This is a genomic window from Enterobacter sp. Sphag1F (genome assembly GCF_014193275.1).
GTDB lineage: Bacteria > Pseudomonadota > Gammaproteobacteria > Enterobacterales > Enterobacteriaceae > Pantoea > Pantoea symbiotica.
Window position 1 is genome coordinate 20,419 of record NZ_JACHZD010000004.1, and the last position, 24,385, is coordinate 44,803.

Here is a 24,385-nt window from a genome sequence, read left to right on the forward strand (position 1 = left end):
ATACTATGATTAGCCTGTACCTCGCATCCGGTTCACCGCGTCGACGTGAGCTGTTAACGCAGCTTGGTCTGCAATTTGAACGCCTGATTACCCACGTAGAAGAGCAGCGTCAGCCAGAAGAAGCGGCTGAAGCTTACGTGCGTCGTCTGGCGTCAGATAAGGCGCGCGCGGGCGTCGCGGTAGCACCGCAGGATCTGCCAGTGCTGGGTGCCGATACCATTGTGGTACTGAACGGTGAGGTACTGGAAAAACCGCAGGATGCCGCGCACGCCGCCGCGATGCTGAGTAAACTTTCAGGACAAACTCATCAGGTGATGACCGCCGTAGCGCTGGCTGATAAACAGCGTGAACTGGATTGCCTGGTGACCACGGACGTGACCTTCCGCAAGATGACGGCGGAGGAAATTTCGCACTATATCGCCAGTGGCGAGCCGATGGATAAAGCCGGCGCGTACGGAATTCAGGGCCTTGGCGGCAATTTTGTCCGCAAGATTAATGGAAGCTATCACGCCGTGGTGGGATTGCCGCTGGTTGAGACCGGTGAGCTGCTGAGTCATTTTCAGTCACTGCGAGCGTTAAGGGGACAAGATGACGGCTGAACTGCTGGTAAATGTGACACCTTCGGAAACCCGTGTTGCCTACATTGATGGCGGCATTCTGCAGGAAATCCACATTGAGCGCGAAGCACGACGCGGCATCGTGGGCAACATCTATAAAGGACGCGTCAGTCGCGTCTTGCCTGGCATGCAGGCGGCCTTTGTCGATATCGGCATGGAAAAAGCCGCCTTTCTGCACGCCTCCGACATCATGCCGCACACCGAATGCGTGGCGGGTGATGAGAAGAAAAATTTTGTGGTGCGCGACATCGGCGAACTGGTGCGTCCCGGCCAGGATTTGATGGTGCAGGTGGTGAAAGATCCGCTTGGCACCAAAGGCGCGCGCCTTACCACCGACATTACCTTGCCTTCGCGCTATCTGGTGTTCATGCCTGGCGCATCACACGTTGGCGTGTCACAGCGTATTGAGACCGAAGCCGAGCGCGAACGACTGAAAACGGTGGTTGCGGCGCACTGTGACGATCTCGGCGGCTTTATTATTCGTACCGCCGCCGAAGGCATTGGTTCGGAAGAGTTGTCGCAGGATGCCGCTTTCCTGAAACGTTTGTGGACCAAAGTCAGCGAGCGTAAAAAGCGTAATCAGACGCGTTGCCTGCTGTACGGTGAGCTGGCGTTAGCACAGCGCGTACTGCGTGATTTCGCCGGTGCCGCGCTGGATCGCATTCGCGTGGATTCGCGGTTGACCTGCGATTTGCTGGTGGAATTCACCAGCGAATACATTCCGGAAATGGCCAGCAAGCTGGAGCTCTACAGCGGCAAGCAGCCGATTTTTGACCTGTTCGATGTCGAGAACGAAATCCAGCGTTCGCTGGAGCGCAAGGTCGAGCTGAAGTCCGGCGGCTATCTGATCATCGATCAAACCGAAGCCATGACCACGGTGGATATCAACACCGGCGCGTTTGTCGGACACCGTAATCTCGACGAAACCATCTTCAATACCAACATCGAAGCGACGCAAGCTATCGCGCGTCAGCTGCGACTGCGCAACCTCGGCGGCATCATCATTATCGATTTCATCGACATGAGTAACGACGAACATCGCCGTCGCGTGCTGCATTCGCTGGAGAGTGCGCTGAGCAAAGATCGGGTGAAAACCGGCATCAACGGTTTCTCGGCGCTGGGTTTGGTGGAGATGACGCGCAAGCGTACGCGAGAAAGTATTGAACATGTGCTGTGCGCCGATTGCCCGGTGTGCAAAGGGCGCGGCACCTTGAAAACGGTGGAAACCGTCTGCTATGAGATCATGCGTGAAATTGTGCGCGTGCATCACGCCTACGATTCTGACCGCTTCCTGGTGTACGTTTCTCCGGCGGTGGGCGACGCGCTGAAGGGCGAAGAGTCACACGCGCTGGCGGAAGTGGAAATCTTCGTCGGTAAGCAAGTCAAAGTTCATGTTGAACCGCTCTACACCCAAGAGCAGTTTGATGTCGTCATGATGTGATCGTGAGGTTAAGTTCCGTAAGCCAACGGACAGCAAGGAGAGGTGTGTGAGGCGGTTGCCGAGGATTTTGTTACTGCTGCTCGCCGCAATCATCGTAATTGTGGCGCTGCTGGTCAGCGGGTTGCGCCTCGTGATGCCGCACCTCAACAATTATCGCAGCGATATTCTGCAGACGATCTCACGCGTCAGCGGCGTCACGGTCGATGCCAGCGAACTGCAAGGGAAATGGGAGAATTTCGGCCCGACGCTGCAGGTGCGCGATCTCAAAATCTCGATGCAGGAAGATGGTCAACTCACCATCGGCCGCGTCAATCTGGCGCTCAACGTGTGGCAATCGCTGCTGCACTGGCGCTGGCAATTCCGCGATCTCACCTTCTGGCAGCTGCATCTCGAAACCAATCATCCGCTGTTCACCAGCGACGAACAAAAGAACAGCTTCAAACCGGCGCAAATCAACGATCTGTTTTTGCGTCAGTTCGATCACTTCGATCTGCGCGACAGCAGCATTCGTTTTCTGACGCCGTCCGGCCAACATGCCGAACTGGCGATTCCGCGCCTCACCTGGCTGAACGAAAATACCCGTCACCGCGCGGAAGGCGAAGTGAGCCTTTCCAGCTTTACCGGCCAGCATGGCGTGGTGCAGGTGCGACTCGATCTCAACGACAGCAACGGCTTACTCAGCGATGGCCGCATCTGGATGCAGGCCGATGATGTTGATGTGCGGCCGTGGATTGGTCCGTGGCTGCGTGACAACACCAGCCTTGAAAGTGCGCGTTTCAGTCTGGCTGCGTGGGCGAATTTACGTGATGGCGATCTCTACGCCGGTGATTTGCTGCTGAGCAAAGGCGGTGCGCGCTGGCGCGGTGAGCAGGGCGATCATCAATTACAGGTCGATGGCTTAACTGCGCACTTGTCGCGCTATCAGAATGGCTGGAGCCTTTCGGTACCGCAAACCCGTTTAACCACCGACGGCATCGCGTGGGCGCCAGGGCATTTTTCTCTGCTGTGGAAGCCGGAAGATAAGCAGATGCTCGGCGCCAACAGCGCGGCGGAAGTGCGCGTGCGTGCCACCCAACTCGACTTAGAACGTCTGGCACCGATCGTGCCGCTGTTTAAGCCACTTTCGCCGACTTTGCTGGATAACTGGCGTTCACTGCAACCGCGCGGCCACATTGATGCGCTGGCGCTGGATATCCCGTTGCAGCAGCCGGAGCAAACGCGTTTGCAGGCGAAGTGGCGCGATCTCGCCTGGCAACAGTGGGAATTGCTGCCGGGTATCAGCAATCTCAGCGGTAGCGCCAGCGGCAGCTTAAATAACGGTTTGCTGGATGTGGCGATGGGCCAGGCGGAAGTGCCGTATGGCGATATGTTCCAGGCTCCGCTGCAAATCAAACAGATCACCGGCCAGCTTAACTGGCTGCGCGATGCCAACGGCTTAACGCTGGATGGACATCAGCTGGATGTGCAGGCGCGTTCGCTGTGGGCGCGCGGCGATTTCCGCTATCAGCAGAATTTGGCTAGCGCGCCGCGCCTTGATATTCTCGCCGGGATTCGCGTCACCGATGCCGGCGATGCGTGGCGCTACTTCCCGCAGCAGCTAATGGGCCACGATCTTACGCACTATCTCAGTGACGCGATTAAAGGCGGGCAGGTGGATAACGCCACACTGCTGTTTGCTGGCGATCCCGCGCTGTTCCCGTTTAAGCACAATGACGGCATGTTTGAAGTTTGGGTACCGCTGCGTAACTCCACCTTCCAGTTCCAGCCCGGCTGGCCTGCACTGGAAAATCTCGACATTAATCTCGACTTCCTCAACAACGGTTTGTGGATGAAAGCCGATCAAACCAAGCTCGGCGAGGTTGATGCGCGCAATGTCAGCGCGGTAATTCCGGATTACCTGAAAGAGAAGTTGATCATCGATGGCGATATCAGCGGCGAAGGCAAAAAAATCGCCGACTATTTCGAGCAGACGCCGCTGAAACCAACACTTGGCGCGGCGCTGCAGGAGTTGCAGATTGGCGGCAATGTGCGCGGCAAACTCAATCTCGATATTCCGCTGGATGGCGAGCAGGTGCATGCCAGCGGCAATGTGGTGCTGAACAACAACACACTGCATATCAAACCGTTAAAAACCACGCTGAACAATCTCACCGGCCGCTTCCGTTACAACAACGGCAATCTGGAGAGTGAAGAGTTGCAAGCCAACTGGTTCGGTCAGCCAACCGGCGTGAGTTTTAGCACGCAAGAGAATCCCAACGACTTTGGCGTGAACGTCAAGCTGCTGGGCGACTGGCAGCCAGATAAACTCAAGGTGCTGCCGGACGCCATCACGCGTCAGTTAGGCGGCTCTTTACCGTGGCAGGGCAATGTGGATATCACGCTGCCGCACAAAGGTGGCGCGACCTACAAAGTTGCACTGCAAGGCGATGGCAAAGCAGTAAGTAGTCACTTACCTGCGCCGCTGGATAAAGTGGCCGGTGAAGCGATGCCGATCACCATCAATGCGGAGGGCGATCTCAAAGGCTTTACCTTGAGCGGTAGCGTGCGTGAGCACCATCGTTTCAATAGCCGCTGGATTCTGGAGCCGCAGCTGCGCGTTGATCGCGGTATCTGGCTTAACGATGCGAAAAGCACACCGAAGCTGCCGGAAAAACGCGGCATGGAGCTGAATCTCCCGCCGCTGGATGGCGAAGCCTGGATGGGAATGATGGCTGGCGCAGGCAGTTCACGCAATGCGCAAGGCGAACCTGAAGTGGGTGGCGCACTGCTGCCGGGCGACTTCATTCTGCGGACACCGGCGCTGACGCTCGGTGGTCAGCAATGGCACGACGTTAACGCCACCGTCACGCAGGGCGCAGGCGGCAACACGCGTTTGCAGCTGGAGAGCCGTGAAGCACGTGGCAGTTTGCAGACGGCGCAGCAGTCACCGTGGCAGATCAACCTGAGCTATCTTTACTACAATCCTGAATGGGCTGAGAAAAGCGACGGAAAATCATCGCCGTTTGGCGGTAACAGCAGCAACATCAACTTCAGCAGTTGGCCAGCGTTGCAGCTTAACTGTGATGAGTGCTGGTTGCGCGGACAGAAATTCGGTCACATGCAGGCGAAGCTACAGCCGCAGGGAGATACGTTAGCACTTACTAACGCTTCGATTGATTCTGGCAGCTCGAAGCTCAACGTGGCGGGTGAATGGGTGAATAAACCCGGCGATCAGCGCACTTCACTGAAGGGCAGCCTGAGTGGCGACAATATTAATGACGCCGCCAACTGGTTTGGTATGAACACGCCGCTGCGCGACGCACCCTTCAAACTCGATTACGATTTGCACTGGCGTTCTGCACCGTGGCAACCATCGGTTGAGACGCTGAGCGGTACGCTGAAAAGCCACTTTGGCAAAGGCCAGATCGCCGATGTTAATACCGGTCGCGCGGGACAGCTGCTGCGTCTGTTTAGCTTCGATGCCTTGCTACGTAAGATGCGCTTCGATTTCAGCGATACCTTTAGTGATGGTTTCTATTTCGATTCGATTAACGGCACCGCGTGGATTGAAAACGGCGTGATGCGCACCGATAACCTGCTGGTGGATGGCCTGGAGGCGGATATCGCCATGAAGGGCAACATCGATTTGGTGAAGCGTCAGATCGACATGGAAGCGGTGGTTGCCCCGGAAATCTCCGCCTCGGTCGGCGTCGCCACCGCCTTTGTGATCAATCCGGTGGTTGGCGCAGCGGTGTTCGCGGCCAGTAAAGTGCTGGGGCCGCTGTGGAATAAGATTTCGCTGTTGCGTTACCACATCAGCGGGCCGCTGGATAAGCCTGAAATCAATGAAGTACTGCGCAAACCGCGCGAAGACGATAAGAAGTGAATTTGACGCCGTCAGGTAATTGCCGCAGGCTATGACTATCCGAGCACATAATGAGTGAGAAACGATGACTCTGAATCTGGTAAGTGAGCAGTTGCTAACTGCGAACAGCATTAATCAGCAGGACCTTTACTCCCTGTTAGGGCAGCTTTCAGAACGTCGTCTGGATTATGCCGATCTCTATTTCCAGTCCAGTTTCCACGAATCCTGGGTGCTGGAAGACAAAATTATCAAAGATGGTTCTTACCATATCGATCAGGGCGTGGGCGTCCGCGCCGTTAGCGGCGAGAAAACCGGTTTCGCCTATGCTGACCAGATTTCTTTAAATGCACTGCGTCAGTCATCTGAAGCGGCGCGCAGCATCGTGCGTGAACAAGGCAACGGCAAAGCGCATACTTTATCGGCGGTCCTGAACCGTTCGCTGTATGCGCCCGTCAATCCATTGGATAGCCTGACGCGTGAAGACAAAATTGCCCTGCTGCATCGCGTCGATAAAGTGGCGCGCGCTGCCGATCCACGTGTGCAGGAAGTGAATGCCAGCCTGAGCGGCGTCTACGAACAAGTGCTGGTGGCGGCAACTGACGGCACGCTGGCGGCGGATATTCGTCCGCTGGTGCGTCTGTCCATCAGCGTGCAGGTCGAAGATCAAGGTAAACGCGAGCGTGGCTCAAGCGGCGGCGGTGCGCGTACCGGTTATGAATTCTTCCTCGCCGATGAGAGCGGTGATGTGCGTGCCGATGCCTGGGCGCGTGAAGCGGTGCGCATGGCGCTGGTCAATCTTTCTGCCGTGGCGGCACCCGCTGGCATGTTGCCGGTGGTGCTGGGCGCGGGCTGGCCGGGTGTGTTGCTGCATGAAGCCGTTGGGCATGGTCTGGAAGGTGACTTCAACCGTCGTGCGACATCGGTATTCAGCGGCAAAATGGGTCAGCTGGTGGCTTCTGAGCTGTGTACCGTGGTTGACGATGGCACCATTGAAGGTCTGCGCGGTTCGCTGGCCGTCGATGATGAAGGTGTGCCGGGCCAGTACAACATGCTGATCGAAAATGGCGTGTTGAAAGGCTACATGCAGGACAAGCTGAATGCGCGCCTGATGGGCGTCAATCCAACCGGCAACGGTCGCCGTGAATCTTACGCGCACCTGCCAATGCCGCGCATGACCAACACTTACATGCTGGCAGGCAAATCAACGCCGCAAGATATCATTGAAAGCGTGGAGTACGGCATTTATGCGCCGAACTTCGGTGGCGGCCAGGTCGATATCACCTCCGGCAAGTTCGTGTTCTCCACCTCAGAAGCTTACCTGATCGAGAAAGGCAAAGTGACTACGCCAGTCAAAGGCGCCACGCTGATTGGCTCTGGCATTGAAGCGATGCAGCAGATCTCGATGGTCGGCAACGATCTGGCGCTGGATAAAGGCGTCGGCGTATGCGGTAAAGAGGGACAAAGCGTGCCGGTTGGCGTGGGCCAGCCAACGCTGAAGCTGGATAAAATCACCGTAGGTGGCACCGCCTAAACTTGTAGGGTCGCCATTCATGGCGACCTTAGTGCGTCGCTGCCAGAACCACGCTGGGTTGTGGCGGTCCTCGCGCCGCTTACGCGGTGCCTTCACGCCGTTCGGCAGCCTTACGGACCGGCTCAGACGGGGCTTCCTGCCCCGGCTTCGCCTTCAGCTCGCGTCCTGCGAGCTTATCCTGGCCGCCTCACTCTGTTCAGCGCTGCGGATTGCCACAACCCAGCGGGGCTCAGTCAGCTTTTCAACATTGGTGCAGTGTTAGATAAATTCACAGTTTTCACTATCCAGCAGCATACGTTGCAGCTCCCGCACTAATCACAAAACAACTCAACCCTTCCGATGCTGCTGATACTGCTGCGCCACCTGTTTGAAATACTCGGTCAGATAATCAATACAGACCTGCACTTTCAGCGGCAGCTTATCTTTCTCGGTATAGAGCGCATACACCGGGCGCGGCTCCGAGTGATATTGCGGGAATAGAATATCGATTTCCCCCGCGCTGATCTCATCAATCACCCACATCAACGGCACATAAGCGATACCGCAACCTGCTTTTAGCCAGCGAATCAGCGTCTGCGAATCGTTGGTGACGAAACGGCCCTGCGGCGTCAGGCGCGTCACCAATCCTTCCGGCGCAACCAGTTCAAAAGTGTTATCCGGTCGCACGCTGTATTCCAGCCAGGAAAAATTATCGATCTCGCCGGGCTTCTCTGGCGTGCCGTGCTGCGCCAGATAGCTCTTCGCCGCGCACACCACCATCGGCATCGCGCCCAGCCGACGCGAGAACAAGTTCGAATCCTGCAACGCACCTACGCGCACCACCAAATCCAAACCATTGGCGATCAGATCGGGTGCAGGAATGCCCGTCACCAGATTGACGCTCAAACCCGGATATTCGCGTAACATTTCGCTGGTCATCGCCGATAACACATTTTGCGCCATCGTTGATGAGCAGCCGATGCGTAGAATACCGATCGGCGTGTTGTTAAAGGCATACAGCTGCTCGTGCACCTGTGAAGCCTCCGCTAACATGCGGCGACAGCCCTGAAAATAGATCTTTCCGGCTTCAGTCAGGCCAATGCTGCGCGTGCTGCGATTAAGCAATTTGACCTGTAACTCATCTTCCAGTTTGGCGACAATCTGGCTGATAGACGAAACGCTAAGCTGTAGCTGGCGCGCTGCGGCGGTAAATGAACCCAATTCAACCACTTTGGCGAAAATGGACATGCTTTTAAGTCGATCCATTGTTTACTCTGGCTAAAAAGTGATTTAGCTCACAATATGTAGAAAACGTATAGTCAAGCGCGTTACTATACGCGTCGCTGGGTCTCTTCACTGCACCTGTACATGGCTGTGTTAACCCGATGATACGCTATGATTAGCTCAACGCGGCCTGAATGTTGCCATCAGTTTATCCGTCATCCCCTGATCGTAAACCCAACGTGCCGCACGGCATGTGGGCAGGTATCGGTGCAATCCGGCAAGGTCGAACTAAGGATCCGAAATGAGTGTGCTTCCGGTATTTGTCGTATTCGGGCTGAGTTTTCCGCCCATCTTCGTTGAACTATTAGTTTCACTGGCGCTGTTCTGGCTGGTGAAACGCGTGCTGACGCCCAGCGGGATCTACGATCTGGTTTGGCATCCCGCACTGTTTAACACCGCACTGTATTGCTGTGTGTTTTACCTTGTATCCCGTTTATTCGTCTGAGGTTCTTTAAGTGAAAGCGCTAATAAGAAAAATCGCGCGATACGCGATTACACTCCTGCTGGTTGTCATCGCCATCGTGATCATCTTCCGCGCGTGGGTGTTCTACACCGAATCACCGTGGACGCGTGATGCCAAATTCTCTGCCGATGTCGTGGCGATCTCGCCTGACGTCACCGGCATCATCACTGACGTGCCGGTGCACGATAACCAACTGGTGAAAAAAGGCGATACGCTGTTTGTGGTTGACCGTCCGCGCTACCAAAAAGCGCTGGATGAAGCCCAGGCGGATGTCGAATATTACCAGGCTTTGGTGAGTGAAAAACGCCGTGAAGCCACGCGTCGCAATCAGTTGGGTACCAGCGCTATGTCGCGTGAAGCGATTGAGCAATCCAACAACGATCTGCAAACCAGCGAGCATCAGCTGGCGAAGTCTGTGGCCACGCGCGATCTGGCGGTGATCGACCTCGATCGCACCACCATCAAAGCGCCATCTGACGGCTGGGTCACTAACCTTAATGTTTATCAGGGCGAATTTATCACGCGCGGTTCAGTCGCCGTGGCGCTGGTACAACAGCACTCTTTCTATGTGCTGGCCTATATGGAAGAGACCAAGCTGGATGGCGTGCGTCCGGGCTTCCGCGCGCAAATCACGCCGTTGGGGAGCAACGCAGTGCTGCGTGGCACCGTCGACAGCATCGCGGCAGGCGTAACCAACAGTAGCAGCAGCAGCGACAGCAAAGGCATGGCGACCATCGACTCGAATCTGGAGTGGGTGCGTCTGGCGCAGCGTGTTCCGGTGCGTATTCGTCTCGATGAGCAACCGGGCAACCGCTTCCCGGCGGGTACCACCGCTACCGTGGTGATCACCGGTGCGCAGGATCGCGAAACCAAAGTCTCGCCGCTGGCGCAGTTGTTCAATCGCCTGCGTGAGTTTGGTTAAGCGAGGGCGATATGATTGAGTTTTTGCGTTTCCCGGTGAAGCTCACCTTCGCGCTGGTTGCGGCGTTGATGATTGGCTTTCACTTCAATCTGGAAACGCCGCGTTGGGCGGTGATGACCGCCGGCATTGTGGCCGGTGGTACCGCCTTTGCTGCGGGGGGCGATCCCTATTCTGGCGCACTGCGCTATCGCGGCATTCTGCGCATCATCGGTACCTTCATTGGCTGTATCGCCGCGCTCACCATCATGATTGCCACGGTGCGCGCGCCGGTGGTGATGCTGCTGTTGTGCTGTATGTGGGCTGGCATGTGCGTGTGGCTCTCTTCGCTGATCAAAGTCGAAAACTCCTATGCGCTCGGCCTCGCCGGTTATACCGCGCTGATCATCGTGGTTACGGCGGATGCCAGCGGCGGCTTAACGCTGGCTCCGCAGTTCGCGGTTGAGCGCTGCAGTGAAATCGTCATCGGTATTCTGTGTGCGATTCTCGCCGACATGCTGTTCTCGCCGCGTTCGATCAAAAAAGTGATTGAGCAGGAAGTGGATGCGCTACTGGTGGCGCACTACAAACTGCTGCAGCTGTGCGTTGCGCATGAAGATAAAGACGAGGTGGATAAAGCCTGGAGCGCGTTAGTGCGTCGCACCACGGCGCTCAACGGCATGCGCGGCCAACTGATGATGGAATCGTCACGCTGGAAAAACTCCAGTCGCCGCCTGCAAATGCTCAACACCTTATCGCTGACGCTGATCACCCAGGCCGCCGAAACCTTCCTGATTCAAAACTCGCGCCCGGAATACATTCCACCGCACTATCGTTTGCTGATCGAAAAAGAGGTCAACGACGTCAACGATGTGCATAAGCGCATGAAGGTGATGCGTCGCTTGATTGGCGTGAGCAGCAAAACTGTGCCGGTGACGCTGGCGAGTTGGGTCGGCGCAGCCACCGAATATCTGCTGCTGATTAACGGCATCAAAAGTAATAGCCGCATCACCACGCTGGAAGAGAGCATTCTGCAGCGCGAAGTGGTGATTCAGGCGCGATCCGCTGAAACCCATCACGCAATGATCAACGGCGTGCGTACCTTTGTCGCCACCGCGCTGGGTTCGCTGTTCTGGTTATATACCGGCTGGACATCGGGCAGCGGCTGCATGGTGATGCTGGCGGTGATTACCGCGCTGGCGATGCGTATGCCGAATCCGTTGATGATGGCGAAAGACTTCCTTTACGGCATGACGGTTGCGGTGCCGCTCGGCGCGCTCTACTTCATCTTTATTCTGCCCGCGACACAGCAAAGTGCGCTGTTGTTGTGTATCGCCATCGGCGCGCTGGGTTTTATCGGCGGCATCTTCGTGCAGCGCCGCCAGTTAGGTACGCTGGGCGCGCTGATTGGTACCATCAACGTGCTGGTGCTGGATAACCCGATGAAGTTCGAGTTCAACGTGTTCCTTGATAACGTGTTGGGCCAGGTGATTGGCTGCTTTGTGGCGATGATGGTGATTCTGCTGATTCGTGATAAATCGCGCGATCGTACCGGACGTAAGCTGCTGAACCGCTTTATGTATGCAGCGGTTGCCGCCCTCACCACTAATCAGGCGCGTCGTCGTGAGAACCACTTGCCGGCGCTGTATCAGCAACTGTTCTTGCTCCTCAACCTGTTCCCCGGCGATATCGATAAATACCGTATCGCGCTGACGCTGATTATCGGCCATCAACGCCTGCGTAATGCCGAAGTGCCGGTGAATGCCGATCTCTCGGCCTATCACCGCCAGCTGCGTTACACCGCCGATCGCATTATCTCCGCGACCAGCGATGACAAGCGCCGCTATTACTTCGAGCGGCTGCTGCAGGAGCTGGATGTGTATCAGGAGAAGCTGCAGCAATATGCGGCACCTGATAACGTCACCGAACCGGTGAAACGCCTGGCGCTGATGCTGGATAAGTATCAGAACACCTTAATACAAATCTGAAACTGGCCGCTGCAGCCTGCAGCGGCCTTTTAGATCCCACGCTGACACAAAAACCTCTGATATTGGCATCTATACTTTCCTGACAGGACGCAAACTGACAGGAGAAAACCGATGTCCACTTCCCTGCAACAACACGAATTATTTAAGACCGGCTATTTCGCCGATGGTCAGTGGCATAACGCCAGCGCCACCTTTGAGGTAACCAATCCCGCTACCGGCGAAGTCATCGCCAACGTAGCGAAAGCCGGTCAGCACGAAACCGAACAGGCGATTGCCGCCGCGCAGCGTGCATTTCCCGCCTGGCGCGACAAAACCGCCAAGGCGCGTGCCGAAATCCTCAATCGCTGGTATCAGCTGATCATTGAGAACAAAAGCTGGCTCGGCCAGTTGATGACCGCCGAGCAGGGTAAACCGCTGAAAGAAGCCGAAGGTGAAGTGGAATACGCCGCCAGCTTTATTCAGTGGTTTGCCGAACAGGCGAAACGCGCCAACGGTGAAATCATCCCGCCAGCAAAACCGGGCTCGCGCATTCTGGCGACGCGTGAACCGATTGGTGTGGTCGCAGCGATCACGCCGTGGAATTTCCCGATGGCGATGCTGACGCGCAAACTCGGTCCCGCGTTGGCCGCGGGCTGTACCGGCATCATCAAACCCGCGAACAACACGCCGCTGAGCGCCTTCGCGCTGCTGGCGCTGGCGCAAAAAGCCGGCGTGCCTGATGGCGTGCTCAATGCGGTGGCGGGCGATACGCATGCCATCAGCGACGCGATCATGGCCAGCAAAGCGGTGCGTAAAATCTCCTTCACCGGTTCCACCGCGGTGGGCAAAACGCTGATGCGTAATGCCGCCGAAACCATGAAAAAAGTCTCAATGGAGTTAGGCGGCAACGCGCCTTACATCGTGTTTGATGATGCCGATATTGATGCGGCGGTGCAGGGCGCGATTGCCAACAAATTCCGCAACGCCGGACAGGTGTGCGTTAGCGTTAACCGCTTCTATGTGCATAACGCGGTGTACGATCGCTTCGTCAATCAGCTGGCCGATGCGGTGGGTAAACTCAAAGTCGGTAATGGCGTGGAAGAGGGCGTGATTGTTGGCCCGCTGATTGAGCAGTCCGCGCTGGAGAAAGTGGAAGAGCACGTCAAAGATGCGTTAAGCAAAGGCGGAAAATTGCTGGTTGGCGGCGAACGTCATCCTCTTGGCGGCAATTTCTGGCAACCGACGGTGATCGCCGAAGCGCATGAACAGATGAAGTTGGCGCAGGAAGAGACGTTTGGTCCGGTTGCGGCCTGTTTCCGCTTTGATGATGAAGCCGAGGTGATTGCGCGCGCCAACAATACCGAATATGGCCTGGCGGCTTACTTCTACACGCAGAATCTGCAGCGGGTGTTCCGCGTCTCAGCGGCACTGGAAGCGGGCATGATCGGTATTAACGAATGCGCGGTATCAACGGAGCTGGCACCGTTTGGCGGTGTGAAAGAGTCCGGCCTGGGACGCGAAGGCTCGGTGTTGGGCATGGAAGAGTATCTGGAAGTCAAAGCGTTGCACCTCGGCGGACTCAGCTAGCCGCGACAACTAAGAGGGCGTTATGATGAGAACCGAGCGTTTCGATTTCGATGAGATTGTCGATCAAGCCCATTTTTATCGACAGTTTAGCGATCGTTTTGCGCTAGCCGATCTCGCCATCAACGATCTTGACGATCTTTGGGATGCGATTGTGGGTGAGCAACTGCCGTTGCCGCTGGAGATTGAGTTTGTAAATCTGGGGAAAGGGCAGAAACGCCGGTATGGCGCATTGATCCTGCTATTTGATGAAGCAGAAGAGGAGCTGGAGGGCCAGCTCCGCTTCAATATAAAGTAAAAAGGGCCCCGGCGAGCGGGGCCAAAGGGTTCGTCTTAATTGACGAGGAATTACTTATACAGCTCAGCTGTCACGTGATAGCTGTCGCCGGTTTTCGCTTCAATCACTTTGTAAGCGCTGGCACCTTGCTCATCCGCTTTCTGAGAAAGCTCGGCACGATAATCCATTGGCGAACCGCCGGTTCCGCTGATTGAAACAGTGCTGCCGGTAGGTTGCAGATTCTGCGCCTGTTGTTCAGTCACCAGCTGTGCTGCAGAAGCACCAAAGGCGAACAGGGAAAGCAGAGTAGCAGTTGCGATGGTTGTTTTGATTTTCATAATTTTCTCCTCGTTTAATCAACAACCTGCGGCAGAAAAGGGGTAGGCGGGTCGTCGATCTATTGCCTGGCGCCTTTAAGGCGCCGGACGTTCAATTAGTGATTATTTGTAGAGTTCAGCAGTGACGTGGAAGGTATCACCGCGATTGCTTTCAATGATGCGGTAATGGTTAGCACCTTGCGCATCGGCTTTCTGTGACAGTTCCTGACGAACGTTGGTTTGGTCGCCGTCAACACCGCTCACGCTGATGGTTTGGTTCAGAGATTGCAGCTGTTCAGCTTGTTGGTTTGAAACCAGGCTTGCGGCGCTCGCGCCGAAAGAAAGAACAGAAGCCAGGCCCAGTACTGCGATAGCTAATTTGGTTTTCATGATTCACTCTCCTGAAATTTGGGTCGGCAACCTGAGAGGCAAGAGCGTCTCAAACGGGTCGCCGTTCACATTGCGTCTTAAGTCAGTAACTTATTTATACAGCTCAGCAGTTGCGTGGTAGTTGTCACCGGTATTCGCTTCGATCACGCGGTATGCTTTCGCACCTTGCTGATCGGCTTTATCGTTTAACTGCTGACGGATATCCATTGGAGAACCGCCCACGCCGCTGACGCTGATGGTGCCTGCGGATTGCAGATTCGCTGCCTGTTCGGCATTAATAGAATCTGCTGCAAAAGCACCAAATGACAGAGCAGATAGAACACTCAGGGTTGCGATAGTAGTTTTAACGTTCATGATATTTTTCCTCGTCGTCTATTTTTATCTTTTTCTTTCGTGTGATTTGCATCACGAAACTAAGTATAGATCTAATCACCCATGAAATTAATATCCAGCTAATAATGTTTGGTTGTAATTCTTTATCCTTATGGCACTTTTTTAGAACCTGAAGTTATAAAAAACGCCTGGATCTTAACCATAGGTGGTTATTTAGCCGTAAAAACAATGATCTACATCAAATTATCTTTTAGTGCGAAAGATCATGGTTGATCTCGCTGGCTGATACGCATGGAGAAGGGAAAGGCACTGAGCACGATGTGTAAAGCAGTGTAAAATAGCGCATAAGGTTAAACAGGCGCAAAGGTCGTACCAATCTGTTAGCTTGAAAAGAACCGCTAAGCATATGGATAACTTATTATTTACAAAGGGGTTTGTAACAGGTTGGTTAGGAATGAAGCGGGAAGGGCAAGATAACCGGCAGAGGATCTGCCGGTATGCAGCAGGGTTTTATAGCTCTTGTTCGAATAAAACCAGAATCGCGTCGTACAGCTGTTTTACTGAGAAGGTGCGCGCAGGGGTAATAAAGATGGTGTCATCACCGGCGATGGTGCCGAGAATCCCTTCCGCTTTGCCCAGCGAATCCAGCAGGCGCGCAATTAGCTGCGCAGCGCCCGGACTGGTGTGAATCACTACTAACGCATCGTTGTAATCGATATCCAGCACCAGATTCTTCAGCGGGCTAGTGGTGGTGGGTACGCCGAGTTCAGCAGGCAGGCAATAAACCATTTCCATCTTGGCGTTACGCGTACGCACCGCGCCGAACTTGGTCAGCATGCGAGAAACTTTGGACTGATTGATATTCTCGAAGCCGTCTTCCTGCAGCGCCTGTACGATTTCGCCCTGGGAGCTGAATTTCTCTTCCTTCAATAAGGCTTTAAACGCCTTAATCAAGTCGTCTTGTTTCGATGGGTTTCGCATAAGCTACCAATTAAAAGAGGGTTGCAGAGGGCAACAGGCCCACGGCAGATAAATTATTATGCATTTAGATGAATTTTTATGCAATAAGTCTGATGAGAGAGTCGCGGTAATGACCTGCGGGGCGGGCATAATAACAGAATATGATGTCGCACCAAAATCGCGGGTGGACGCGCAAAGCGAAGGTTGCAAAGTTGTTATATTATTGAGGTGGTAACAACAATATCGATGATCATTGCCGTCCATTGTCTTCTGGCTGCGAATGAATCATTCAGGCGACTTCTGAAGTGGAGATGTCTCGGGAGCCGATTGCGGCGTAGTGTTAAGTGCGCGACAGGTTTAGTCGCTATCGCCTGAGAAGTTGATTAAACTCGTAACCTGATGGATTTTCGGCATATCTCTGCCCCACCTTAATAAGGAGTTCAGGATGAAAGTTGCCGTTCTCGGTGCCGCTGGTGGTATTGGCCAGGCGCTCGCACTGCTGCTCAAAACGCAATTACCCGCAGGCTCAGCTCTCTCACTTTACGATATCGCCCCGGTAACGCCGGGTGTGGCGGTCGATCTCAGTCACATCCCAACGGCAGTCACCGTGGAAGGGTTTAGCGGTGAAGATGCTACGCCTGCGCTGCATGGTGCCGATGTGGTGCTGATCTCTGCAGGTGTGGCACGTAAGCCGGGCATGGATCGCGCCGACCTGTTTAACGTTAACGCCGGTATCGTGCGTAACCTGATTGAACAGGTTGCCAGCACGGCGCCGAAAGCGCTGATTGGCGTGATCACCAATCCAGTCAACACCACGGTGGCGATTGCGGCCGAAGTGCTGAAGAAAGCTGGCGTGTATGACAAAAATCGCCTGTTTGGCGTTTCCACTCTCGATATCATCCGCGCCAATACCTTTGTCGCGGCGCTGAAAGGCAAGCAGCCTAACGAGATTGAAGTGCCGGTGGTGGGCGGGCATTCAGGCGTAACCATTCTGCCGCTGCTGTCGCAGGTGAAAGGCGTGAGCTTCAGCGAGCAGGAAGTGGCGGATCTCACCAAACGTATTCAGAACGCGGGCACCGAAGTGGTGGAAGCCAAAGCCGGTGGCGGATCGGCAACGCTGTCGATGGGACAAGCGGCGGCTCGGTTTGGCCTGTCATTGATTCGCGCCATGCAAGGTGAAGCCAACGTCGTGGAGTGCGCGTATGTGGAAGGCGATGGCGAATATGCCCGCTTCTTCTCGCAGCCGCTGCTGCTGGGCAAAAACGGTATTGTTGAGCGCCGTCCGCTGGGTACGCTGAGTGCCTTTGAACAGCAGGCGCTGAACGGTATGCTGGAAACGCTGAAGAAAGATATCGCGCAGGGCGAAGAGTTTGTGAAGTGATCGGCTCTGAGTAGCAATAAAAAACGCCCGGCATTTGCCGGGCGTTTTGTTTTTATAATCCGCCAGATTTGAAGGTCTTATTGGCGGGCGCGCCGTTGCTGGCGGGATTTTGTTTTCCTAGCGTCTCCATGCGTACCTGGAACGGCGGGAATGGCATCTCAATGCCGTGCTCCTCAAAGCCGCGCAGAATCAGCTGATGCAGTTCATGGCGCAGCGGCATGCGATGTCCCATCTCCGCCGCATGCACACGCAGTTCAAACAGCTGAATACCTTGCTGCAAATCGACCAGGAACACATCCGGCGCCGGCATATCCAGCACGTAGGTACAGCGATCGGCCGCCTGCTTAAGAATGTTGGTCACTTCATCGCTGTTGACTCTGGCTGGCGCCGGAATCGTCAGCACTACCCGCGTCACCGAATCCGACAGCGACCAGTTTACGAACTGCTCCGTAATGAAGGCCTTGTTCGGCACGATGATCTCTTTGCGGTCCCAGTCGGTTATGGTGGTGGCGCGCGTGTTGATGCGGGTGATGCTGCCGGTCAGATCGCGAATGGTTACGGTATCGCCGATACGGATCGGTTTCTCAAACAGGATAATCAGGCCCGAGATAAAGTTGGCGAAAATCTCCTGCATCCCGAAGCCCAAACCCAGACCTAACGCGGCAACCAGCCACTGTAGCTTCGACCACTCAATGCCCATCATCGAGAAGCCAATCAAGCCGCCAATCAGCATCAACGCATACTTGGTCAAGGTGGTAATGGCGTAGCCGGTGCCCGGCGCCAGGCTGAGATGCTGTAACAGCGCCAGCTCCAGCAGCGCCGGCATATTGCGCACCAGCTGCGTGGTAATAATCAGCACCAGAATCGCAATCAACACCGCACCCAGCGTAATCGCCTGCACGCTATCGACGCCCTGAATGGTGGTGCTGGCATTCCACAGCGGAATGTTATCGAGGAAGCTAAACGCCGAGTGAATTTCTGACCACAGCACAATCACCGAAACCAGCGCAATCAGCGTCAGGATTGAACGCACCAGACGCAGCGACTGCGCGCTGATCTCATCGAGGTCAATGCTGGGCTCATCGATTTCGATGGTGTCGGCATTTGCCGGCGTCGATTGCTCTTTCTCTTCTTCACTGCGCGCACGGTTGGCCAGCATATCGGCACGACGCTGACGTGCGCGGTCAAAGGCGATGCGGCGGCGCTGAATCAGCATCCAGCGGCGGATAATGTGATACACCACCAACAGGAAGAACCAGATGCCCACTGAGGTTTCCAGACGCGCCAGCAGCGCCTGCGCGGTGGCGAGATAACCGATGCAGGAGGCGAGGGCAGCAACCAGCGGCAGGGCGATCATCAGGTTCCACAGAATGCGGTTTACGAAGTTATCGCCGTTGCCCTCTTTATCCAGATAGAGCGGAATACCGGCGCGTTTCAGGCTAACGGTAACGATGCTCAGCGCGCCACAAATCAGGATGAAGCACACGCGACCCAGCGTGCCGGAGAATTGCGGATCGTCGAGATTAGCAAAGGCGATCAGCAGCATGATCAGCGGCACAATCAGCCCAACCGACAGCGAGTAATAGCGCATCGCACGCGCCACGCGCGCCTGCGGCCAGCGGAAGTGCACCACAAACAAGCCGTCGGGACGCGCAAAGGCGGCGCTGATCATAAAGGCCCACAGCAGCGGCAGCGTGGCGGTGATGCCATCGCCAATCGCCACCGCGAACGGGTAAGGCCAGGCATGCTGTAAACCGTAACCGAGCGCGGCCCACAGCACCGGCAGCGGCACCGCCACCAGAATCGACCAAAATACCGTGCGCAGCGTCAGGCTAAAGCGGTCCTGCGTGACTTTGCCGACACGGCTGGCGGAGCGCTCCATAAAGGCGTTGTAGTGACGACGCGAACTGATGCTGAAGCCCACCAGCAGCACGGCACCAATAATCGGCAGCACGGTTTCGCGATTGGTAAACATCATCGCCAACGCTTTGCCGAGCTGACCGGCGGTATCCAGCGACAGCAGACGCTTAAGGTCCTGCGCCATCTCAACCGGGAAATTCAGGCCGATGGTGTTGACGTCGGCGGTCCAGAACAGATAGCGATGCGTCGCATCTTTTACTTCAGCTAAGGCATCCTGCAGCTGCGTATTGGAAACTTTGAGCTTGGTGATTTCCAGAATCAGCGTATCGCAACCGGAAATCAATGAGTTCAGCAGTTCGCGCTGGGTTTTGAGTTGCGCTTCGAGGATGCGCACCTGATCGCTGCTGAACGGCGTGCCATCATCCTGCTTCGACTTGCGCAAATCCTGCTGGCGCTCGAGCAGATCTTCATAGTGCAGACGCTGCACGCGCAGCTGGCCCATTTCGCTGTCGATCTGCTGAGATTTCGGCATCTCGGGCAGACGCGCGACCTGCGCGCGCAAGGCTTCGCCCAGCAGATTGGACGCGCCCAGCCACTGCGACTGCTCACGCAGCGTGCTCAGCGCCTGACGCACCTGCAAAGTCTGATTGGTGGCTAAACGCTGCTGCGAGGCGACTAAATCCATGCGCTGTGCTTGTTGATTGAGGTCAGCGGAGAGTTCGCGGTTTACGCGGAACTGATCGCTGATCGAACTCGGCAAATCGCCGCTGTTTTCTGCCAGCTGCTCGGTGCGCTCCAGCGCCAGTTCAGCTTCGCGCTGGCGTTGGTTGTTGAGCTGATTGCGCAGCGCCTGCAGATAGTTATCCAGCTGGGTGGCTTTGCGCTGATGCACTTCGGCGCGCATACGCGCCAGTTCCTGACGGTTATTCGCCGACAGCTGTGCCAGCTCTAACTCGTCCACGCGCGCTTTGTTGGCAGCGTTTTCCGCCTGACGCGCGTAAATCTGCGCCTGCGCCAGCGGCGTGGTCGCCGCTGAGGAGCTCTGCGCGCGGCGATCGCTTTCGGTCATCGCCCGGCGTGCATCGGTTTGCTGCTGCGGCAGCTGCGACAGTGAATCGCTGATCTCACGGGCGCGATCCTGCTCCTGCTGCGCCTGTCGGCCTTCCTCCAGCAGCTGGCTGCTGACCTGCAACAGCTCCTGATCCAGCTCGGCGCTGCTCATATTACTGCGCACCGCCTTGCTGCTATCCGTCAGCGTGGCGATCTGCTGGCGTAATTCACGCGCCAGGCGCGGGAAATCATCAATCACCTGCTGATACTGCTTCGCGCGCTCCAGCGACTCATCGCGCTCGTTGAGGAAATTGATCGCCGCTTCCAGCGCCTGCACCTGTTCGGTTTGCGCGGGTGAGCTTTTTGCGGATTTAGCCGCATCCAGTTCCTGCTTAAGCTGGCTGGATTGCGGAACGGTCGCTGCAAATACAGAACTGCTGAGCACAAGGCTCAGCAGCAGGGAGAGGAGAACACGCACGGGAGAGGTTCCGGTTATTTGCTTAGTGAGACGCTGTCGCCAGGCTGAGGCAGGGCGATGGCCAGCGGCTGACCGAGGCGGGTTTTGCTTTCGGCTTCAAGGCTTTCCGCCAGCTTCACGCGATTCGGAGCGAACAGGTTGATCACCGTTGAACCCAACTTGAAGCGCCCCATTTCCTGGCCTTTCAGCAGCACGACCGCACCGTCATGATCGGCAGACGGATAGCGCCAGCGTTTGATCACACCTTCGCGCGGTGGCGTGATAGTGCCCGCCCACACGGTTTCGATGCTGCCGACAATGGTGGCACCAACAAGGATCTGCACCATCGGGCCATGATCGGTATCGAATACGCAGATCACGCGCTCGTTACGTGCAAACAGATTCGGGATGTTACGCGCGGTCAGCGGATTGACCGAGTAGAGATCGCCAGGCACATAGATCATTTCGCGCAGGACACCGTTACACGGCATGTGCACGCGGTGATAATCGCGCGGGGCGAGGTAAGTGGTAACGAACTCGCCATCATGAAACTGATCCGCCAGATCGTCGTTACCGGCCAGCAGCGCCTGCAGGCTGTAAGTGTGGCCTTTGGCCTGGAAGATCTGATCGCCGGCAATGCGGCCCAGCTGGCTGATCGCGCCATCGGCGGGCAGCGCCAGTAAAGAGGCGTCAGGATCGACAGGACGCGCGCCCTCTTTTAATGGACGCACGAAGAAATCATTGAAGGTGTGGTAGCTGCCGGTATGTGGCTTGCTGGCTTCCGCCATATCCACTTTGTAGTACCAGACAAATATGTCGATGACCGCTTTAGTGAGCCAGCCACCACGACGGCTGGCGCCCCAACCGGCGAGTTCGGTGAGCCCTTTTTTGGGCAAAATATGATTCAGGCCGAGTTTAAAACGATCAAACACCGTTGCCTCCTGGCTTAATTACGTATCGTTAACAAAAAGGGGGGCGGATTGTAGCAGCGCCCCAGCGCGTTGGCGAATGTGCCGTTGTACTGCTTAATCCGCGTCGGAGGAAAAGTTTTTACGCGTCTTTACCTGTGCCATACTTTCCAGAATTCGGTGGTAGTTATCGAAGCGCGAGATGTCGATCTTGCCTTCTTCTACCGCTTCGCGGATGGCGCAGCCAGGATCGGTATCGTGCTTGCAGTCGCGGAAACGGCAACTGCCAAGGAATTCACGGAATTCGACAAATCCGCGCGTCACTTGTTCCGGCTCAAGATGCCATAAACCAAACTCTCGCACGCCAGGTGAATCGATCACATCACCGCCCGCCGGGAAGTGATAAAGGCGTGAAGCGGTGGTGGTGTGCTGACCCAAACCAGAAACGTTCGACACATCGTTAGTCAGAATTTCCGCCGCCACATCCAGGCCAAGCAGGTTATTCAACAGGCTCGATTTGCCTACGCCCGATTGACCGGCAAAGATGCTGACGCGGCCGGTTAAGGCACTTTCCAGTTCAACCAAACCATCTTTGGCGTGGCTGGAAACCATCAATACGCGATAACCAATATTGCGATAGATCTCCATCTGCTCATCAACAAACGCGCGGCCTTCGGCATCCAAAAGATCGGTTTTGTTGAGCACCAGCAGCGGTTCCACGCCGAGCGTTTCGCTGGCAACCAGATAGCGATCGATAATGTTAAGTGACAGTTCCGGCAGGATCGCCGAAACGATAATTATCTGATCGATGTTGGCGGCGATCGGTTTCACGCCGTCATAGAAGTCTGGGCGCGTTAGTACGGTTTTGCGATCGTGTACCGCTTCGACGATCCCTTTACCGCCGCCAATCGCGACGCGCCACAAAACGCGATCGCCGGTGACAAGCGAGCGAATGGTGCGGCGGATGTTACAGCGATGCACAACGCCTTCGCTATCTTCCACGTCTGCGTGCATGCCGAAACGGCTGATCACCACGCCATCAGCCGCTTCCCCAAACAGACTATCATCCGGCTCCGGCTTATCGCTCCGTTGCTGCAGACGACGCTGATGGTTGGCGCTTACGCGACGTTGTTGACCTTTCGACAGTTTGTTTTTACTCACGCATCCTCTCACGGCTTTCGCCAGGTTTCGCCCTGCTGGGCAAAACGTCTATGATACACCTGAAATGAGTTTAATGACGACTTTGGCAACAGGCGGGAAACGCATGACAGCTGGAAATGAAAACAACCTGATTTGGATCGACCTCGAAATGACCGGATTAGATCCGGAGCGCGATCGCATTATTGAGATCGCCACCATCGTGACCGATGCCAACCTGAACATCCTGGCAGAAGGCCCAGTGTTCGCGGTGCATCAATCTGACGAGCAGCTGGCGTTGATGGATGACTGGAACGTGCGCACGCATACCAATAGCGGTTTGGTGGCGCGTGTTAAAGCCAGCGAGCATGACGACCGTGCAGCAGAATTGGCCACCATCGAATTCCTGAAGCAGTGGGTGCCAGCGAACACCTCGCCGATTTGCGGCAATAGTATTGGTCAGGATCGTCGCTTCCTGTTTAAGTACATGCCTGAACTGGAAGCCTATTTCCACTATCGCTATCTTGACGTCAGCACGCTGAAAGAGCTGGCGCGTCGCTGGAAACCGGATATCTTGCCTGGCTTCAAAAAGTCCGGTAGCCATCAGGCACTGGATGACATTCGCGAGTCCGTCGCCGAGCTGGCGTACTACCGCGAGCACTTCTTGCAGCTTTAATCGACAGTGGGTGCGCAGGAAATCATCAGGTTGTCGATAAAAGCAGCGAACGCGCGGAAAGCGCAAAATTTTGCTTTTAGACTCTTGCGACTGAAAGGATTTCTCGTATAATGCGCACCCCGTACCGGTGAAGAATTTCATGCGGAACGGAGAAGTAAAGTAGTACGGCGAAGTTCAGAATCGAGTAGTTGAGTTGGGTACAAGGCGGCAACTGAGCGAATATCTGGGAGCTTACTTTAGTAAGTGACCTGATTGAGTGAAGGAAGCCAACGCAGTAACCAACACAAATACGATGATTATGCGGGAATAGCTCAGTTGGTAGAGCACGACCTTGCCAAGGTCGGGGTCGCGAGTTCGAGTCTCGTTTCCCGCTCCAAATTTTCGTTGCGTAGTAAACCTCTAATGCGGGAATAGCTCAGTTGGTAGAGCACGACCTTGCCAAGGTCGGGGTCGCGAGTTCGAGTCTCGTTTCCCGCTCCAGAGTTTGTAGTAAACCATCCAAATCACGGATTTAGTCGTTAGCGTGATTGTTGTGACAAAAATACGAAGATGCAGAATCGAGTATTTTAGTTTGCAACAAGGCGGCAACTGAACGAATCCCTGGGAGCTTACATCAGTAAGTGACCTGGGTGAGCGAAGGCAGCCAACGCAGTAGCGAACTAAAATACGAAGATTATGCGGGAATAGCTCAGTTGGTAGAGCACGACCTTGCCAAGGTCGGGGTCGCGAGTTCGAGTCTCGTTTCCCGCTCCAAATTTTTATATTCACTAATGTTATTTGCCCTTAGGCGCAATCAGAATTAAAACTGCTGCTGATATTTTTTATCGCATGCAACACCGTTTTTTCTGGAAATTTTTCACGCCTCGCTAGCACCGATAATGCTTGTTGTCTGACGCAGTTATCTTACAGGTTATCCACAATGTGCCTGCAAGGTTCTGACGGCGTTTTCCCCGTTGTTTAAAACTGTTTTGAACAGAGTTATCCACAAGCTCTGGACAAACCCCTGCGCGCTAAACACGACGTGAATATTT

Annotated in this window: 19 protein-coding genes and 3 tRNA genes; 14 read left to right on the forward strand and 8 right to left on the reverse strand. The window is 55.4% G+C overall.

Features of this window, described 5'->3' with window-relative positions; translation table 11 throughout:
• Positions 1-5: 5 nt before the first annotated feature.
• The 4 genes from FHW71_RS13605 to tldD all read left to right on the forward strand — a co-directional run bounded on the left by FHW71_RS13605 (position 6) and on the right by tldD (position 7,433).
• Entirely contained in the window at positions 6-599 is a 594-nt protein-coding gene (locus tag FHW71_RS13605) for a Maf family protein (protein WP_008101985.1), read from the forward strand.
• The gene (gene rng, locus FHW71_RS13610; RefSeq protein ID WP_061720203.1) at positions 589-2,058 is read left to right on the forward strand and encodes a ribonuclease G; all 1,470 of its coding nucleotides are present in this window, start codon (positions 589-591) and stop codon (positions 2,056-2,058) included. Before FHW71_RS13605 ends, rng begins: the two co-directional genes overlap by 11 nt.
• 46 nt (positions 2,059-2,104) lie before the next feature.
• Positions 2,105-5,923 (forward strand): AsmA2 domain-containing protein YhdP, encoded by a 3,819-nt coding sequence (gene yhdP, locus FHW71_RS13615; RefSeq protein WP_179452030.1) that lies wholly within the window; start codon positions 2,105-2,107, stop codon positions 5,921-5,923.
• Positions 5,924-5,987: 64 nt separating this feature from the next.
• Entirely contained in the window at positions 5,988-7,433 is a 1,446-nt protein-coding gene (gene tldD, locus FHW71_RS13620; RefSeq protein WP_061720201.1) for a metalloprotease TldD, read from the forward strand.
• 327 nt (positions 7,434-7,760) lie between these two features.
• Here tldD and aaeR read toward each other — a convergent pair whose 3' ends face one another.
• The gene (aaeR, locus tag FHW71_RS13625; protein ID WP_008101977.1) at positions 7,761-8,678 is read right to left on the reverse strand and encodes an HTH-type transcriptional activator AaeR; all 918 of its coding nucleotides are present in this window, start codon (positions 8,676-8,678) and stop codon (positions 7,761-7,763) included.
• Between the two features lie 259 nt (positions 8,679-8,937).
• Here aaeR and aaeX point away from each other — a divergent pair, with 259 nt between their 5' ends.
• From aaeX to FHW71_RS13650, 5 genes are all read left to right on the forward strand, one after another.
• Positions 8,938-9,141, forward strand: coding sequence for a p-hydroxybenzoic acid efflux pump operon protein AaeX (aaeX, locus tag FHW71_RS13630; protein WP_007891984.1), 204 nt, complete (start codon positions 8,938-8,940; stop codon positions 9,139-9,141).
• A 10-nt stretch (positions 9,142-9,151) separates the two neighbouring features.
• Positions 9,152-10,081: a p-hydroxybenzoic acid efflux pump subunit AaeA gene (gene aaeA, locus FHW71_RS13635; protein WP_008101975.1), complete on the forward strand. Its 930-nt coding sequence runs from the start codon at positions 9,152-9,154 to the stop codon at positions 10,079-10,081.
• Positions 10,082-10,092: 11 nt separating this feature from the next.
• The gene (gene aaeB / locus FHW71_RS13640; RefSeq protein ID WP_179452031.1) at positions 10,093-12,045 is read left to right on the forward strand and encodes a p-hydroxybenzoic acid efflux pump subunit AaeB; all 1,953 of its coding nucleotides are present in this window, start codon (positions 10,093-10,095) and stop codon (positions 12,043-12,045) included.
• 111 nt (positions 12,046-12,156) lie between these two features.
• Entirely contained in the window at positions 12,157-13,611 is a 1,455-nt protein-coding gene (locus tag FHW71_RS13645) for an NAD-dependent succinate-semialdehyde dehydrogenase (RefSeq protein WP_179452032.1), read from the forward strand.
• Positions 13,612-13,636: 25 nt separating this feature from the next.
• Positions 13,637-13,906, forward strand: coding sequence for a hypothetical protein (locus FHW71_RS13650; RefSeq protein ID WP_036647722.1), 270 nt, complete (start codon positions 13,637-13,639; stop codon positions 13,904-13,906).
• A gap of 50 nt (positions 13,907-13,956) precedes the next feature.
• Here FHW71_RS13650 and yhcN (FHW71_RS13655) read toward each other — a convergent pair whose 3' ends face one another.
• The 4 genes from yhcN (FHW71_RS13655) to argR all read right to left on the reverse strand — a co-directional run bounded on the left by yhcN (FHW71_RS13655) (position 13,957) and on the right by argR (position 15,906).
• A complete protein-coding gene (gene yhcN, locus FHW71_RS13655; protein ID WP_179452033.1) occupies positions 13,957-14,223 on the reverse strand; it encodes a peroxide/acid stress response protein YhcN in 267 nt (88 codons plus the stop codon).
• A 102-nt stretch (positions 14,224-14,325) separates the two neighbouring features.
• Positions 14,326-14,592, reverse strand: a complete 267-nt coding sequence (locus FHW71_RS13660) for a YdgH/BhsA/McbA-like domain containing protein (RefSeq protein WP_179452034.1) — start codon at positions 14,590-14,592, stop codon at positions 14,326-14,328.
• A 90-nt stretch (positions 14,593-14,682) separates the two neighbouring features.
• On the reverse strand, positions 14,683-14,946 hold the full coding sequence (gene yhcN / locus FHW71_RS13665; RefSeq protein WP_179452035.1) for a peroxide/acid stress response protein YhcN: 264 nt from the start codon (positions 14,944-14,946) through the stop codon (positions 14,683-14,685).
• 489 nt (positions 14,947-15,435) lie between these two features.
• A complete protein-coding gene (argR, locus tag FHW71_RS13670) occupies positions 15,436-15,906 on the reverse strand; it encodes a transcriptional regulator ArgR (protein ID WP_008101964.1) in 471 nt (156 codons plus the stop codon).
• Between the two features lie 424 nt (positions 15,907-16,330).
• On the opposite strand from argR, the gene mdh reads away from it, so the two are divergent.
• Positions 16,331-17,266, forward strand: a complete 936-nt coding sequence (mdh, locus tag FHW71_RS13675; protein WP_008101961.1) for a malate dehydrogenase — start codon at positions 16,331-16,333, stop codon at positions 17,264-17,266.
• Positions 17,267-17,318: 52 nt separating this feature from the next.
• Here the strand turns inward: mdh and mscM are convergent, their stop codons facing one another.
• The 3 genes from mscM to rsgA form a co-directional block, all read right to left on the reverse strand.
• Entirely contained in the window at positions 17,319-20,654 is a 3,336-nt protein-coding gene (gene mscM / locus FHW71_RS13680; protein ID WP_179452036.1) for a miniconductance mechanosensitive channel MscM, read from the reverse strand.
• A gap of 14 nt (positions 20,655-20,668) precedes the next feature.
• Positions 20,669-21,565, reverse strand: coding sequence for an archaetidylserine decarboxylase (asd, locus tag FHW71_RS13685; protein WP_179452037.1), 897 nt, complete (start codon positions 21,563-21,565; stop codon positions 20,669-20,671).
• A gap of 93 nt (positions 21,566-21,658) precedes the next feature.
• On the reverse strand, positions 21,659-22,702 hold the full coding sequence (rsgA, locus tag FHW71_RS13690) for a small ribosomal subunit biogenesis GTPase RsgA (protein ID WP_007891997.1): 1,044 nt from the start codon (positions 22,700-22,702) through the stop codon (positions 21,659-21,661).
• Positions 22,703-22,805: 103 nt separating this feature from the next.
• On the opposite strand from rsgA, the gene orn reads away from it, so the two are divergent.
• The 4 genes from orn to FHW71_RS13710 all read left to right on the forward strand — a co-directional run bounded on the left by orn (position 22,806) and on the right by FHW71_RS13710 (position 24,107).
• Positions 22,806-23,354, forward strand: coding sequence for an oligoribonuclease (orn, locus tag FHW71_RS13695; RefSeq protein WP_008101955.1), 549 nt, complete (start codon positions 22,806-22,808; stop codon positions 23,352-23,354).
• A 300-nt stretch (positions 23,355-23,654) separates the two neighbouring features.
• Positions 23,655-23,730, forward strand: a tRNA-Gly gene (locus tag FHW71_RS13700).
• A gap of 28 nt (positions 23,731-23,758) precedes the next feature.
• A tRNA-Gly gene (locus tag FHW71_RS13705) sits at positions 23,759-23,834 on the forward strand.
• A 197-nt stretch (positions 23,835-24,031) separates the two neighbouring features.
• Positions 24,032-24,107: transfer RNA gene (locus FHW71_RS13710), tRNA-Gly, on the forward strand.
• Positions 24,108-24,385 lie beyond the last annotated feature (278 nt).

Excerpts from the sequence above, each read along its gene's own strand:
- FHW71_RS13605 (WP_008101985.1), top strand. The coding sequence starts at position 6 with ATGATTAGCCTGTACCTCGCATCCGGTTCACCGCGTCGACGTGAGCTG.
- rng (WP_061720203.1), top strand. The coding sequence starts at position 589 with ATGACGGCTGAACTGCTGGTAAATGTGACACCTTCGGAAACCCGTGTT.
- tldD (WP_061720201.1), top strand. The coding sequence starts at position 5,988 with ATGACTCTGAATCTGGTAAGTGAGCAGTTGCTAACTGCGAACAGCATT.
- aaeR (WP_008101977.1), bottom strand. The coding sequence starts at position 8,678 with ATGGATCGACTTAAAAGCATGTCCATTTTCGCCAAAGTGGTTGAATTG.
- aaeX (WP_007891984.1), top strand. The coding sequence starts at position 8,938 with ATGAGTGTGCTTCCGGTATTTGTCGTATTCGGGCTGAGTTTTCCGCCC.
- aaeB (WP_179452031.1), top strand. The coding sequence starts at position 10,093 with ATGATTGAGTTTTTGCGTTTCCCGGTGAAGCTCACCTTCGCGCTGGTT.
- FHW71_RS13645 (WP_179452032.1), top strand. The coding sequence starts at position 12,157 with ATGTCCACTTCCCTGCAACAACACGAATTATTTAAGACCGGCTATTTC.
- FHW71_RS13650 (WP_036647722.1), top strand. The coding sequence starts at position 13,637 with ATGAGAACCGAGCGTTTCGATTTCGATGAGATTGTCGATCAAGCCCAT.
- yhcN (WP_179452033.1), bottom strand. The coding sequence starts at position 14,223 with ATGAAAATCAAAACAACCATCGCAACTGCTACTCTGCTTTCCCTGTTC.
- FHW71_RS13660 (WP_179452034.1), bottom strand. The coding sequence starts at position 14,592 with ATGAAAACCAAATTAGCTATCGCAGTACTGGGCCTGGCTTCTGTTCTT.
- yhcN (WP_179452035.1), bottom strand. The coding sequence starts at position 14,946 with ATGAACGTTAAAACTACTATCGCAACCCTGAGTGTTCTATCTGCTCTG.
- argR (WP_008101964.1), bottom strand. The coding sequence starts at position 15,906 with ATGCGAAACCCATCGAAACAAGACGACTTGATTAAGGCGTTTAAAGCC.
- mdh (WP_008101961.1), top strand. The coding sequence starts at position 16,331 with ATGAAAGTTGCCGTTCTCGGTGCCGCTGGTGGTATTGGCCAGGCGCTC.
- orn (WP_008101955.1), top strand. The coding sequence starts at position 22,806 with ATGACAGCTGGAAATGAAAACAACCTGATTTGGATCGACCTCGAAATG.